A 13200-nucleotide genomic window follows, 5' to 3' on the forward strand; every position below is an offset into this window, starting at 1 on the left:
ATCGTCGACCCATCCATATCTGAAAACCATCGCAACACGCTTGGCACCCAGGTCGGTGGGAACCCCGCCGCAACCATTCTTTATGTCTGAAACGATGACCATCTGTACTTACCCTTACCGAGGAGGCGAACCATGCGCTGCAATGCAGGAATCATTACGGAAAAAGTGTCTGAAACCAAACGGTTCTATACCGAGCTACTCGATTTCCAGGTGGTTTTCGAGAATGATTGGTTTATCTTGATGGCCACGCCCGAACCCCATTACAGTGAACTTTCCTTTCTGAAACCACACCACCCCAGCCAACCCAGTCTCTTTCAGCAGCCCTTCGACGGCCAGGGCGTGTATCTGACGATCAATGTCGCCGATGTAGATGCGGTTCATGCCCACCTGATGAATCTCGGCGTCCCCGTTGTCGTGTCCCTCCGTGACGAACCCTGGGGTGACCGCCATTTCAGCATCGTCGATCCCAACGGCGTTGGCGTGGATATTGTCTCCAACCCTCATTTCCCACTTTAAGATCTTGGTTTTGAGAGGGGGGAATCGAACATTCCGAACGGGAGAATTCACTCCCACCGGCGTGCGTTTGTCTTCGATATGTGCATCACGAAAATGTCGGCCTGACCATCCCCGTCCGAGATGAACACAAGCTTGTGCCCAGCGGGTGACCATGAAACGCTGGTGTCGCGGGCGGGATGGTTCGTGACGTTTTCCATATCCGTCCCGTCCGGCTTCGTGACGAAGATCTCCAGATCGCCCGTGACATTGGTTTCGAAGGCGAGAATTTCTCCGTCGGGTGACCATTAAGGATAATGGCTTCGGGCGTTCAGGATGGTCACTCGTTTTTGGCCCGAGCCGTCCGCGGCCATGATATAGATTTCCGCAGGCGTTTTGCGTGGCTCTCGATGAGTTTGGAAATCACGCTCCGAGAAAAATGCGATTAAAAATTGAACTGGACGTTCAGGAAGAATCTGCGAGGGAAGCGTGGCCCGTAGACGTAGGTGGAGTCGCGGTCCGGTCCCTGGTCGATATCCTTTTGGAAGGTGTTGGTTAGATTGTTGCCGCCCAACGAGATTTCCATTTCCCGGTTCTCGCCCAAGGAAATCTGGTGACTGTAACTGGCATCCAGGGTGTGGAATTCGGGGAGAGTTTCCAAGCGGTCTTCCTGAATGTAGCCTGCGTAGTGAGGGGATTTCATCGTCCCCGTATATCGATAGCCCAAGAAGAGGCGCGAGGTGCGCTGTGGATTCCAAAATAGACTCAGGTTGGCGTATTGATCGGGGGTTCGGAATTCTTCTCGGGTGGAGAAATCAGGATCCGGCTCTTGGAGCAGGTTCTTTTTGCGGACATAACCCAGTTGGACATCCCATTTTTTTTGCCATCGGTAGCCAACATTCACTTCGCCCCCGTAGACCTCGGCCTCGCCAAAATTCTGCCGCGAGAACTCGAATGGATCGGTTGTCGGGTCGTCCGCTTCGACGACGAGGAACTGGTCCTCGATTCGGGTGTAGAACAGGTTGAATTCCGCATAGATTTGATAGGGCTTCAACAGGGGTGGCATGACTTCCGCGCCGATCAGGTAGTTGACGGCGGTTTCTTCTTTCAGATCCTCGGCGTTTTCGATGATCAGACCTTCCCCGCCAACCTGACTGATGTGCAAGTCTTCATCGAACACCTTGGGGGCCTGAAAACCGCTGCTGACCGAGGTTCGCAATGTAATTCCCGGCGCGGCCATCCAGCGCAGGGCGATTCGCGGCGAGATGATCTCCGAGCTCAACTCCGAATGTCGATCGATACGCAAACCGGTGAGGATGCTGAAGTCGCCCGTGGGTGACCAATCGTCCTGAAAATACCACCCGACGTTTCGGTACCGGTGAGAGGTGAGCCGATTGTAGGCGGGCTGACTGTCCTCCATTTCGTCATGTTCGTACTGGAGTCCCATGGTGACCGTGTGTTTGCCGCGGTAGTAGTTGATGGATCCGTCGACGATCCAAAGGGGATTGGACGTCATCCCATAGGCGTTCGGATCCTGGCCGGCGCCGTAGTAGCTATCGCGGTCCATGTCGGCGTAGTTGGCGCTCAGCGCGTAATCGAGGGTCCCGCCGAGGCTGTGACGCCAGCTAGCGCCGATGGAGACTCTTTCACTGGTGACCGATTCGGCGATATCGGCCTGATGCTCGGGCCGATCCAACGCATTACCCCCGCGGCGATCTTCTTTCATCGTAGTGGCATGGATCGAAAGATGGGCCGCGTGATCCATCAAGTATTGGTTCAATCTTGCGCCGATCGAACGTAGCTGGCGTTTGCTGACTTCCGTGTAGCCGTCACCGCTGAGATCGACGGGTGGGACCGCATCGTCTTGGCCGAAGACGGTCAGGGCGGTGTTCTTGTCCGAGGAGACCCAATCATAAAGGCCGTTCAGCGAATGCATCGGATTACCGTCCATCCAACCGGAGTTGTAGGCTGCGACACCGCCACTTTCGTAAGGCATTTTGGTTTTGACGTTGACCACGCCGGCCACCGCTCCAGCACCGTATAGTGCGGAGCCGCCGCCTTTCACGATCTCGATGCGGTCGATCATGCGGGCCGGGATTTGCTCGATGCCGTACACATGGGCCAACGAGGAGAAGGTGTTCTGGCCATCCACCAAGATTTCGGAATAGCTGCCGTTCAAGCCCAACATTCTGATTTGGGAGAAATTGCAGTTCTGACAGTTCGATTCGACGCGGACTCCCGTCGTGTATTCCACTGAGTCGGCGAGCGTTCGCGAGCCCGTCGCCTCAATCTGATCCCGGGTAACCAGTTCGGTTCGGACCGGAGTCTCGGCCAGGCGTTTGGCGATTTTGGTTCCGGTCACCACCAATTCTTGCCTGAATTCGGGTTCCATGCGGATGAGGATGGTTTTTTTCACGGACGCCACATCCAGATCGAGGTGAACCGCCGTGAACCCGGTCGCCGTGATATCGCAGTGGTAGGTGCCTGGTCGCAGGAAGCGGAGTTCGAACCTGCCGAGGCGATCGGTGGTCGTTCGGATTTGGGTGTGCTCGACCGCGATCTCGGCATCGGCGATCGGCTGTCCGGCGGTGTCGGTAACAGAGCCCCGAAGTAGGATCGAATCGGCGGAAAGGACCTGGAGCGAAAAGAGAAGGAGGAAACTGGAAAGCAGGCGCATGAAAAAACCTCTTGTCAGAAATGAGAAGCAGTCTCAATACGCGGTCATTCTACGCCCCTACCGAGCCCTGTCAACCCAGCCCAAAAGCGAAAGAGCCCCGAAACCTGACGCGGATCATATTGAAACCAAAGTTGGCCTCGAGGTGAGGCCCAAAGGCGTCGGTGGAGAGGTCGTTGCGGGAGGCCTTGGGCGATTTCTGGAGCCTTTTGCTACTCGCTTGCTTCCTTCTTGGACGGTAGATGGGAAAAGGGGATGGGAAAAGGGGACAGGCAAACGAAAAAAACTTGAAATGAAAGAGTTGCAATGACGAGTGCTTCGGTCATGCGCCTCCGGAAACCTCGAAAATCACGTCATGGGCTTCGAAGGGATCGGGAACGGACCACTGCTCACGCATTCGACCGATGACTCGGTCAGGTACGACGTGGTCTCGATTTTTGTTCTGAGTCGCTTGGCGCTCGTAGAGACTTTCGACATAGACCAGCGTGACATGAAACCGGGGAAAAGGGGACAGGCAAACGAAAAAAACTTGAAATGAAAGAGTTGCGATGACGAGTGCTTCGGTCATGCGCCTCCGGAAACCTCGAAAATCACGTCATGGGCTTCGAAGGGATCGGGAACGGACCACTGCTCACGCATTCGACCGATGACTCGGTCGGGTACGACGTGGTCTCGATTTTTGTTCTGAGTCGCTTGGTGCTCGTAGAGACTTTCGACATAGACCAGCGTGACATGAAACCGGTAGTCTTCGAACCATTCGATCAGGGGTTGACGCAATTTCGCGGTGAGGTTGGTACCGTTCCAAACAAACGATAGGCCCTTTCGCAAGAAAACTCTTGCCCTTTCCTTCGCGGCTTGGATCACCCGGCCTTGATTGTCGGAAGGTTTCACCCCCATTTTACGTCGCATGTCGTCCAGTGAAACCATTGGCAAGCCCGACAGACGGCGATGAACCCAAAGGTCCTTTCCGGAGCCAGGTAACCCGCTCATGAGGAAGGCGTTGCCGGAGAAATCGCGATATGCTGAAACATCGTTCTGAAACCACTTGCCTTTGAAAAAACGATAACGGGTGTAGGGATCGACAAAGGTCATCGGCTCTCGAAAACAGCCAGCATCCGCTGCGAATTCGGCGAACAGGGCGATGTTGTCTAGTGCTCTCTGACTGTCTTCGAGACAGACCCTACCGCGCATGTCCGCTTCGGCCAGGATTGCAAGCCAATCGCAACGGGTACCTTGGCTGATGCGCATGACTTCATGGTCGGGATGTTCTTTTTCCGCAAGCCAAAAGGGCACTTGGTGGAAACGGATCAAATTCACCAGGGCCTCGCGCAGCTCGAACGGGCAACCCTGTTCCCACAAAAGGTTGCGCACCATGGATGCGCCTTTGGCGGAATGCCCACGCGAGGTAATGCGGCCGTCTTCCTCTCGAGTGGTGGCTGGTTTCCCGATATCGTGCATCAGTGCAGCCGCAAAGAGAGCAGTGCGTTGATTGGCGTCGATTGCACGCCACGCTGGTAATGCAGCCATGGCCTCGCACACCATTCGGGTGTGAATCCAAACATCGCCCTCTGCGTGAAAGACGGGGTCTTGGGGACACCCGCGCATGGCCCGGATCCATCGGAACTCGTGATCGATGCCATCCCAATCCACATGCCAGCTCGGAGGCTTGGGACACCACTTTTGGAATAGAGCGAGCGGCTGGGGGATTATGGCGTCACCTCCCCAAATGGCCCGTCGCAACCGAAGAGATCGACACCCTGCGCCAATTGGTTGGGTAGGATTGGGCGATCCAACCAATGACTACCTGAATCGGTTACGGTGGTCAGGAAATCCGCGCGAACCCACTTGAGACGATCGGTCACTTTTCCCTCGGCTTCCACCTTGAAGTAAAGACCTTCCATCAGATCGGACGGATCTGTTTCGCTTTCAATACGATGCGGTTCGAGGCCTTCCCGAGCCGCGACCTCCTTTAACCTGGTTCGCCAATTCGGGGATTTCGCATTTGAATACCCTATCCATTTGGTCAAGGTGTCGGTTCGCGTTCGAGAATCGATGTCCACTTCGGTAAGCACAGGAACCGAGACGACCGGACTACCAGCGATAAGGGCTTTTCGACTCGGGGTATCGAGGAAGTGATGTCGCTCGAGATCAAAAATGTCGAACTCTAAAAAGTAGTGTGGCAGCGCGTCGTAAAAAATGGTGTGTTTGGCGTAAAGCCACTCGCCGAACATGAGGTAGCGATTTCCCATAATGTTCCAAAGCGCCGTTCGATGCCGGGCCGCCCAGGCTTTGAATAAGTCGAAGTGGCGTTCACGATATCCGCCGGTGAGAAAATGGCCACGGCTCTGGAGGAGCAGATGATCGGGACCGTCGAACCGGATGCCTGCATTCGCGCCGTCCATTTTTTCCTCGACCACCAAATGGTGTCCCGCCAGGTCACCCAAGCGAACCTGGCTCAAATCTTCGTCCCCCGGTTGGAGTCGAGATCCTTCCAAATGACGTGTGCGCGGATACTTGATCAACATTCAATACACCTTGACGAGCGCAATCATGTGGCCTGGCACCCAGGTTAGATCGACCCTTTGGGCACCGGCCGACATGAACAGGGACTCAAACATTTTTGGTTCGAAAAAATGAATATGTTCGGGATTGTCGTCCGGTTTGGAGGGAACCGAGGCCACGATGTAACGGCGGGCTGTTTTTACCAGGTTTTCAACGGCGGGAAATGGACGGGGTAGGTGTTCCAATACTTCGAGTGCGGTTACGATATCATGGGCCTGTTCGTCGAAATGGCCCTGTTGTACATCCACGGATCGAACCGAGATTTGGTCGATCCCTCCCTTTGCAGTCGATTCCAAATCGCGACAGCGGATGGGATGGTTCTCGACGCAAGTTACGGGAACCCAAGGGAATTGGTCGAGAAACGGCCAGAGAAAACTTCCGCGACCCGTCCCCACATCCAGCAGATCACTTGGCTGAAGACCCTTGAGCATTCCGATTACTTGCGCCACTCGGGGCAAGTGCCTTCGTTTGAAGCGGAAAAGTCGTAATCCCCGCTGTCTTGCGGCCTCGAGTAACGCCTCACAGTCGGTCTCGTCGGACAGATCGAGGATTCCGCGAATGTAGGCGATGACAAAGCTCAGGTAATGGGTCGAATCGTCGATTGGGACCAAGGTACGCTCCTTACCGGCCGTTAGTATCGTGTGGGCGCAAAAGCGGACGCCGAAGGAACAATCGGGTTCGATTTTCGACCCAATGAATAGATTCCTTGGAACACCCTGAAAAGGCTTCGGTGGGGGGATCTCTTTTGGGAAAGAGCCTGGAGCGATCAGGGAGACCCCAAATGATCTGGAGGCCAAAGCGACGGAGGCTCTCCGACCATACCAGAAGATGGATGGTGCCGCTACGTTTCCACGTATACACCGAGCGGCGTAGCTAGAGGCGGGGACACCGTAGGTGGGGAAACGGAGGAAATGGGTGGGGGGAAGGGAAATGGGGACAGGCAGATTCAACTAGTTAGATTCGTGAAGCTTGAGCGCTGGCGGGTGATCTCGATGCAGATGTCGATGCACAATGCAGGGAAATGGGGACAGGCAGATTCAACTAGTTAGTGTCCATCCAGAAACGGAAAGGCTGCCACGCCCAGGGTGGTTTGGCTGGATGGGCACGCGATCAGGTATCAGGCGTCAGGTTTCAGCAAGATACTTGTTCGAAGGTAATTAGCTGAAACCTGATACCTGAAGGCTGATAGCAGCTTGCATTGGAAACCCGACCGATCCAGAGGATCCCTAACAAAAACACCCTGTTTCTGGATGGGCACTAGTTAGATTCGTGAAGCTTGAGCGCTGGCGGGTGATCTCGATGCAGATGCCGATGCACAATGCAGATGTGCTGGCATGGCCGCATGGGGATTTGCCTATCGCGTTGGGCGCCAAGGAGTATTGGTGGCTTCTCGTGGTGTCTCCTTTGCGCCTAGACCGTTCGTCGATGGTTGGCTCATTGGAAATGGGCGAAATTGGCCATGAGGCATCCTTCAGTCGTCGCTGCCTTCAACCACTTTGCATTCATTTTCGATTAATTTCGGCCGGTGCCCTAATTATTTTTGGGTCGAGTAATTGCTTGAGAGTGGCCCGATGAGGGCGCCTCCTTCTTGAAGTGTTGTTTGCGTTCCCTCCGAATGGCTGGGCTGCACTTGGCCCAGTCGAGCTCTATCCGACGGCACTCTTCGGCCTGGCAAATTTGTTGATGAAAAGTCTCTGAACCATAGGCCTGTGTACGCCAATCGACAGGTTTGCGCGCCTCGAAGTCCTCCCGCCACTTGGTGATGGTGTCCTCGTCCAGGCAATGTTGGGCGATATCCCATGGAGGTCGTTCCAAACGCAACTTGGGATGAAGGATGCACAACGCTTGGTAATCCATCCAAAAAACGTAGTTGTATAATGGACCCCATAATCGAGACCAGGAGCTAAGCTTCAAAAGCGTTAAGGTGGGACCTCGGGTAAACAGCGGGGCAGAGAGCCAAGGGGGAGCATAAAGCGGGCGCTCCACCATAGTGTTGGGGCCCACCCCTCGTACCCCAGGGGACACCTTGACGGCCCAGCAAGCTGCGCCATCAAGATGTCCATGGTGCGCCAGGGGTCCACCCTAACACCATGGTCGTTCGTCCGTTTATATCCCCCTCGGCCAACAGCTACTGCGGAGCCGGAGAGAGGTAAACCGAGTTTTGGCTAGGAAGCGCAACAATCACGATCCCAAGTTCAAGTCCCGGGTGGCTTTGGAAGCGATTCGCGGCATCAAAACGGTCTCGGAACTGTCAGCCCAGTACGGGGTCCACCCGACCCTGATCAACCGCTGGAAAAAGCAGGTGATCGAGTCCCTGCCGGAGGTGTTCGAGAGCGGGAAGGCTCCTCGAAAACCCGCCGGCGAATCACCGGAAATCGGCAAGCTTTACGAACAAATCGGTCGTCTCCAGGTGGAGCTCGACTGGCTCAAAAAAAAATCTGAATCCCTGCATTGAGGAGAAACGGCTGTGTATCGAACCCCATCACCGCCGGTTGAGCATTCGCCGGCAGTGCGCCTTGCTTGGGTTATCGCGAGCCTCGTACTACTACGAGCCGCGACCCGAGAGGCCCGAAAACCTGGTCTTGATGTCGGAGATCGATCGTATTTACCTGGATTTCCCCTACTTCGGCAGCCGACGCATGGCCGCCTTCCTGCGAGATCGAGGGTATGCGGTCAACCGGAAACGGATTCAACGGCTCATGCGGTTGATGGCCCTGGAGGCCGTGTATCCCAAGCCCCGCACCAGCGCGGCCAACCCGGCCCATCGCGTGTATCCTTACTTGCTGCGGGACCTGACCATCACCCATCCCAACCACGTTTGGAGCACCGACATCACCTATGTGCCGATGCGGCGAGGCTACATGTACCTGACGGCGATTATCGACTGGTACAGCCGGTACGTGGTGGCTTGGGAAATCTCCAACACGCTGGATGGAGCCTTTTGCCGCGAGGTTCTGAGACGCGCGCTGCAAAACAAGAAACCTTCGATATTCAACACCGATCAAGGCGCGCAATTCACGAGCCCGAAATTCACCGAAATCCTTCAGGAGGCAGAGGTTCAGATCAGCATGGACGGCAAGGGACGCGCACTGGACAACGTGTTTGTCGAACGATTGTGGCGTTCGGTGAAATACGAGCACATCTACCTGCACAGTTACGAAAACGGCCTGGAACTGTACCATGGGCTTCACAGGTACTTTGAACACTACAACAACGAGCGGCCACATCAATCGCTCGGCAACCAGAAACCCTCCGAGGTGTACCACGCCACCGAAGCTTAAGTTTGGCACCTTTTGGTCTAGACAACGGGGTCCACTATATTGAGCGCCCGCTTCTCTTTCGGCCAAGTCCCCACAAATCCAACTGCAGGAACCGTTGTCGACCTGCCCATTGCGAGACGTTGGTGACAGTTGCCTGCCGAGCACCATTCGTATTCGGATGGACGCTGACAAATGCCTGCGCGAACCGGATTCTGCTCGATGTAAGTCATCACTCGAAGCATGCTTTCATCGTTCTCGATAATCTTGCTCTTAAATCTCCCGCCCCACATGTGTCCGCTAGTCCCGCACGCCTTGTTGAACGCTCGAGTCATGCGCAAGTTGATCTCCGCCATGAATCGCGACAAGTCGGTGAAGCGTCGGTAATAACGGTCCACGTATTCCGTTCGCCAGGGTCGCGGTGAAGTCTTGTGTTCCTGTAAACGTTCGTATCTGGCTTGAATATCCATTGCACAGATGTCGGGGCGACGAACCTCGATGCACAAGTGGTAATGATTATCCATGAGGACCCATGCAAAAAGATCCACGTAATAGATGTCGGCCATCGCTTCGATGATTTGAAGACAACGGTCTTTGAAGCCAGGCACCCATTGGTCACTCAGGTAGAATGCCTGTTGGGCGGTGCGGGTCATCACATGATAGCGGGTTACGGGTTGTTGCGGCTTGATGCGGGGCCTTCTGCTCATCGCGGCCCCCATAACAAACGAACCGCGAGACATCGCTCGATGTCGTGTTTCCTGCAAACACAAAAACGCTTCGCAATCGGACCTAAAGAGGGCAATGTTCGGTAAGACCCAGAAGCTTGCGGAATGTCAGAAAGCGGACACCTGATGTGGTGCTCAACCGCTTGGAACCAAAAGCCTTGAGGTTGGAGATCGATTTTTCGAGAGAATGAATATTTGTGCAACCCGAAGGCGAGCACACCATTCCCAACCGCCAGGGCCTCAATAAGGGATGGCGGGATCATTGGCAAGAGTTGGCCGTCACACAGCAGATAGGAAACGCTGGGTGGGGGTCCAAGACACAGAACAACTAGCGAGCAAATATTCATGGCTTGCTACTCCTTTGGAGTAAGCGAAGCCTGAACTAGGGGATCGTCGAGAATATCTTTAATGAAAATTTATTAGATGTCAAATTGAATTGGAGAGAGTGTTCTGGAAAGGTCTAGATCAAAAAGGTAATTAGTATGAATAACATTAGCAATTCGGAAGAACGGATGTAGATCGATTAAAACTAGATGCTTCGATTGGCCTGTCCCCACTTACTTACCACTTAAGAGGTTGAACCGGCAAAAAATGTCCACCAGGTGACATCCACCAACGTGTGGGTAAATGCCGCGGCAGTCAGATTACCCGTTTTAAGATACACCCGCCCGTAAATCAGGCCCGCAATGGTGGCTAAAATTAAATATGCCCATGGGACCGGTAGGCTGCCTAGGGCACCGAACTGCAAATATACCAATGGTGGATCGAGGTTGTTGATATGGGAGAGGCCGAACAAGATGGAGGCGATCACCAGTGCTGGCCGCTCTCCGAGCCGATTCATGAGCTGGTTTTGAATTAGCCCCCGGAAAAGAAGTTCTTCAGGCAACGCGACGAAGAAAAGGGTTACCAGAATCCTGACGCTGTATTCGAAGGCCGATCGTGGAACCATACCCGGCTCCACGAAGCCGGTGAGCATGGCGAAGGGGATGGCGATCGGAACTACAAAAACAGCGAAATAGATTAGAGCGATGCGAAACTCTTTGCGGTCGAGATCAAGTTTCGCTCCCAATTTCGGGATGGGTCGAAGCCGTACGTAAATGATCAGGATTACCACGATCAGCATCAGTTTGAACAACTGGACTCCTCCCGATCCCGGCGGCAACCGCAGAGCCGGATGCAATCGAGCCTCGTAAGGGAGCCAGAGCGATAAAATCACGGCTACGTCTACCCATCCTGGCCAAGGGCGAGACCTTCCCAAAAAAACGAGGCCCAGTGGGATACCCAGGAACGCGACGCCACCCAACGCATCTGCTACAGACCATTGACCGGCGAGCACTGAATAGCCCTGGGTAAGGCCGTAGCAGGCCAAAAAAACGATCACCGGTGCCCAGCGCCATGATATCGGCTCTTGACTCGGCCCCTCGACCATCAGGCCAAGATACAGCCCCATCAAACACGCAAAAATGGCCAATGCCACCATGCGCAACCAAAGCGGATTCCCTTCGAGAGACATCATATGGACGCTGGCGAAAACGGCGAGAATGCACCAAGTGATGACGGCCACCAGCGCTGATCGACTTGATCCTAGGTAGGGAAGGGAAAAGGGCATGCCTTTGTCTCGGAATTCAATTTGTGGGTACGATGCCAAATCTAGAGCTTGAATCGAAAACGGACAAGCGGTGTAAAATTGAATGGAAGAGCCTTTTTCAACCACGCCTGGAATCACGCCGACGCCACCGCCTCTGCCCATCAATCCAGATTCCATGTTGATTCGCGTCGATTCACACTGAATACGGCACGGGCCGGCCCACTGAACCGCGGGATTCGCTACTCGGATTTCCATCCGATCGGGCAGGAGGCCAGGGTGCATTCAGAACGGGTCCATGCCGCAGCCACAAAACCGTTGATCGAGCTATGCTCCATGGTCACTTTGCTCCTTTCCTATATTTGGATTTGGAAGGGTGCATTCCAAGGCCATTCTCAAATCATGTTGGCAGCATATTTTGGTATTGGCCTGGCTGGCCACCGCCGGGCAGGCGAAGGTCCAAAAGCGATTGGACTGAGGCTGGACAACGCTCTGGAAGCGCTTCGGCTCTTGTTGCGGTGGCTGGCGGTGCCCCTGCTTCTCGTGGTGCTCCTCACGCAGTCGACCTGGCATTTTCCACCAATCCACGAATGGCCCGGGGATTTGATTTGGGGCTTCGTTTGGGGGACGGCTCAGCAATACGGGTTGTTGTGTGTGATGTACCGGCGCTTGCGAGAGGTGTTCCCCGATGGGAAGATTGCTGACTTGATTGCGGCCGGTCTTTTCGCCCTGTTCCATATCCCCAATTTGTTTTTGATGGGGGTCACCCTGATCACAGGATATGTTTCCTGCCGCGCATACCGTCGATTTCCCAACCTATGGGTCGTGGGCCTTTTTCACTGTATCGTGTCCTTCGCCATATCTCACAGCTTTCCCGATAGCTTGAGCCTGAGCATGAAGGTAGGTCCCAGATAGGCGATGACACAGGGAATGAAGAATGCATGGGTGTTAAATGGTTTAAAATCAGTGAAATACATTTGACTGTCCCCGATTACACTCCATTTGCCTGTCCCTGATTACACCTGTCCTCGATTACCAATTACACCCATTCGTAGAGACACTAGCCGCCAAGGCGGCTAGGGGAAATAGCTGAGATCGTTGCGGTAGCTCCAAGTCTCCGTTTCCAACGATGTGACCAAGCCGCGCCAATTGCCGTCCATGTTGGAGACGACCGCCGTGGCCGTTTGTACGTTCGCGTATCCTTCTCCCATGGGAATCATCAAGACGTAGGTTGGGATGCGATCCCCTTCCAAGACCTTGTACCAACTGAACGCCATGGATTGCTCTTGATTGGAAAACGTGCTTCGAATCGCCACCAGGCTTTTTCGAAAGGCGTCTTCACAGCCGACCGCCAACGTCAGCCGATACACCAAAATGGCTTCGGGTTTTTCCCGTTCTTCCAGAAATCGGCTCGTGCTCGCGGCTGTAAGGTGCTCGTATGTGGTGCGGTTGGCGGGTGTGACAAAGGGAGCCACAAATTGCTGGAAGTGTTCCTGATCGCCTTGAGGATCGACGCGGTTTTTCGAGGCATCGAATCGATGGCCGAAGGTGCCGTCAATGAAGGTTCCCATGCGGGGCCCATTCGCGACGAACCATCCATACCAGGCCATGTGGTCCTTGTGTCGGCGGTGCCAGTCCAGGTGGTCGCGATAGCCGGACTCGAAGTGCGACAGCCGGCCTGATTCGATTCGGTAGCTGAAGATCCAACCTATGTTTTCAATTGCTGGGCGCTCTTCCGGTGAAGCCATGAAGACAAGTGACCAAAAGCCGAGAGGAAACATCGCTGGGACTCCTTTTTTATTCCTTTGAGGATGTTGTGGAGACACGGCGCGCAAAGTCTTGAGCGTTAAGGAGTTTTGGACATAGGTCCTTATCGGCCAGACGCTGTGCTCGCGGTGTATTGCC

At 54.5% G+C, this 13200-nt stretch carries 12 protein-coding genes; 4 read left to right on the top strand and 8 right to left on the bottom strand.

Translation table 11 applies throughout. The annotated features are described in order from the left end of the window. The first annotated feature begins 132 nt into the window (after nt 1-132). The gene (locus J3U87_RS25740) at nt 133-516 is read left to right on the top strand and encodes a VOC family protein (RefSeq protein ID WP_237378659.1); all 384 of its coding nucleotides are present in this window, start codon (nt 133-135) and stop codon (nt 514-516) included. A 421-nt stretch (nt 517-937) separates the two neighbouring features. Here the strand turns inward: J3U87_RS25740 and J3U87_RS25745 are convergent, their stop codons facing one another. Continuing rightward, nucleotides 938-3169 (bottom strand): TonB-dependent receptor, encoded by a 2232-nt coding sequence (locus tag J3U87_RS25745; RefSeq protein WP_237378660.1) that lies wholly within the window; start codon nt 3167-3169, stop codon nt 938-940. On the opposite strand from J3U87_RS25745, the gene J3U87_RS25750 reads away from it, so the two are divergent. Then, entirely contained in the window at nt 3168-3476 is a 309-nt protein-coding gene (locus J3U87_RS25750) for a hypothetical protein (RefSeq protein ID WP_237378661.1), read from the top strand. The two genes, J3U87_RS25745 and J3U87_RS25750, sit on opposite strands and share 2 nt — an antisense overlap. Nucleotides 3477-3488: 12 nt before the next feature. On the opposite strand, the gene J3U87_RS25755 is transcribed toward J3U87_RS25750, so the two are convergent. From J3U87_RS25755 to J3U87_RS25770, 4 genes are all read right to left on the bottom strand, one after another. Next, nucleotides 3489-3734 carry a hypothetical protein gene (locus J3U87_RS25755; protein WP_237378662.1) on the bottom strand — a complete coding sequence of 82 codons (246 nt, stop codon included), beginning with the start codon at nt 3732-3734 and terminating at the stop codon, nt 3489-3491. Beyond that, nucleotides 3731-4771, bottom strand: coding sequence for an AAA family ATPase (locus J3U87_RS25760; protein WP_272932520.1), 1041 nt, complete (start codon nt 4769-4771; stop codon nt 3731-3733). The genes J3U87_RS25755 and J3U87_RS25760 overlap by 4 nt, the downstream gene beginning before the upstream one ends. Before the next feature lie 101 nt (nt 4772-4872). Next, nucleotides 4873-5625: an RNA ligase family protein gene (locus J3U87_RS25765; protein WP_237378664.1), complete on the bottom strand. Its 753-nt coding sequence runs from the start codon at nt 5623-5625 to the stop codon at nt 4873-4875. A 66-nt stretch (nt 5626-5691) separates the two neighbouring features. Beyond that, nucleotides 5692-6525 carry a class I SAM-dependent methyltransferase gene (locus J3U87_RS25770; RefSeq protein ID WP_237378665.1) on the bottom strand — a complete coding sequence of 278 codons (834 nt, stop codon included), beginning with the start codon at nt 6523-6525 and terminating at the stop codon, nt 5692-5694. 1364 nt (nt 6526-7889) lie between these two features. Here J3U87_RS25770 and J3U87_RS25775 point away from each other — a divergent pair. Continuing rightward, a protein-coding gene (locus J3U87_RS25775) for an IS3 family transposase (protein ID WP_420038213.1) occupies nt 7890-9009 on the top strand; the annotation gives its coding sequence in 2 pieces (ribosomal slippage) (nt 7890-8179 and nt 8178-9009; 1122 coding nt in all). 17 nt (nt 9010-9026) lie between these two features. On the opposite strand, the gene J3U87_RS25780 is transcribed toward J3U87_RS25775, so the two are convergent. Then, complete coding sequence (locus J3U87_RS25780; RefSeq protein WP_237378666.1) at nt 9027-9692, bottom strand: transposase; 666 nt, start codon at nt 9690-9692, stop codon at nt 9027-9029. A 586-nt stretch (nt 9693-10278) separates the two neighbouring features. After that, nucleotides 10279-11475, bottom strand: a complete 1197-nt coding sequence (locus J3U87_RS25785) for a CPBP family intramembrane glutamic endopeptidase (protein WP_237378667.1) — start codon at nt 11473-11475, stop codon at nt 10279-10281. A 156-nt stretch (nt 11476-11631) separates the two neighbouring features. Here J3U87_RS25785 and J3U87_RS25790 point away from each other — a divergent pair, with 156 nt between their 5' ends. Continuing rightward, complete coding sequence (locus J3U87_RS25790; RefSeq protein WP_237378668.1) at nt 11632-12210, top strand: CPBP family intramembrane glutamic endopeptidase; 579 nt, start codon at nt 11632-11634, stop codon at nt 12208-12210. A 161-nt stretch (nt 12211-12371) separates the two neighbouring features. Here the strand turns inward: J3U87_RS25790 and J3U87_RS25795 are convergent, their stop codons facing one another. Continuing rightward, on the bottom strand, nt 12372-13076 hold the full coding sequence (locus tag J3U87_RS25795; RefSeq protein ID WP_237378669.1) for a hypothetical protein: 705 nt from the start codon (nt 13074-13076) through the stop codon (nt 12372-12374). Nucleotides 13077-13200: the final 124 nt, after the last annotated feature.

This window comes from Sulfidibacter corallicola (genome assembly GCF_017498545.1).
Taxonomy (GTDB): Bacteria; Acidobacteriota; Holophagae; order Acanthopleuribacterales; family Acanthopleuribacteraceae; genus Sulfidibacter; species Sulfidibacter corallicola.

What these genes read in the sequence shown, in the direction of transcription:
- J3U87_RS25740 (WP_237378659.1), top strand. Translation starts at nt 133, where the DNA reads ATGCGCTGCAATGCAGGAATCATTACGGAAAAAGTGTCTGAAACCAAA.
- J3U87_RS25750 (WP_237378661.1), top strand. Translation starts at nt 3,168, where the DNA reads ATGAAAAAACCTCTTGTCAGAAATGAGAAGCAGTCTCAATACGCGGTC.
- J3U87_RS25745 (WP_237378660.1), bottom strand. Translation starts at nt 3,169, where the DNA reads ATGCGCCTGCTTTCCAGTTTCCTCCTTCTCTTTTCGCTCCAGGTCCTT.
- J3U87_RS25755 (WP_237378662.1), bottom strand. Translation starts at nt 3,734, where the DNA reads ATGACCGAAGCACTCGTCATCGCAACTCTTTCATTTCAAGTTTTTTTC.
- J3U87_RS25760 (WP_272932520.1), bottom strand. Translation starts at nt 4,771, where the DNA reads ATGCGCGGGTGTCCCCAAGACCCCGTCTTTCACGCAGAGGGCGATGTT.
- J3U87_RS25780 (WP_237378666.1), bottom strand. Translation starts at nt 9,692, where the DNA reads ATGAGCAGAAGGCCCCGCATCAAGCCGCAACAACCCGTAACCCGCTAT.
- J3U87_RS25785 (WP_237378667.1), bottom strand. Translation starts at nt 11,475, where the DNA reads ATGGAATCTGGATTGATGGGCAGAGGCGGTGGCGTCGGCGTGATTCCA.
- J3U87_RS25790 (WP_237378668.1), top strand. Translation starts at nt 11,632, where the DNA reads ATGGTCACTTTGCTCCTTTCCTATATTTGGATTTGGAAGGGTGCATTC.
- J3U87_RS25795 (WP_237378669.1), bottom strand. Translation starts at nt 13,076, where the DNA reads ATGTTTCCTCTCGGCTTTTGGTCACTTGTCTTCATGGCTTCACCGGAA.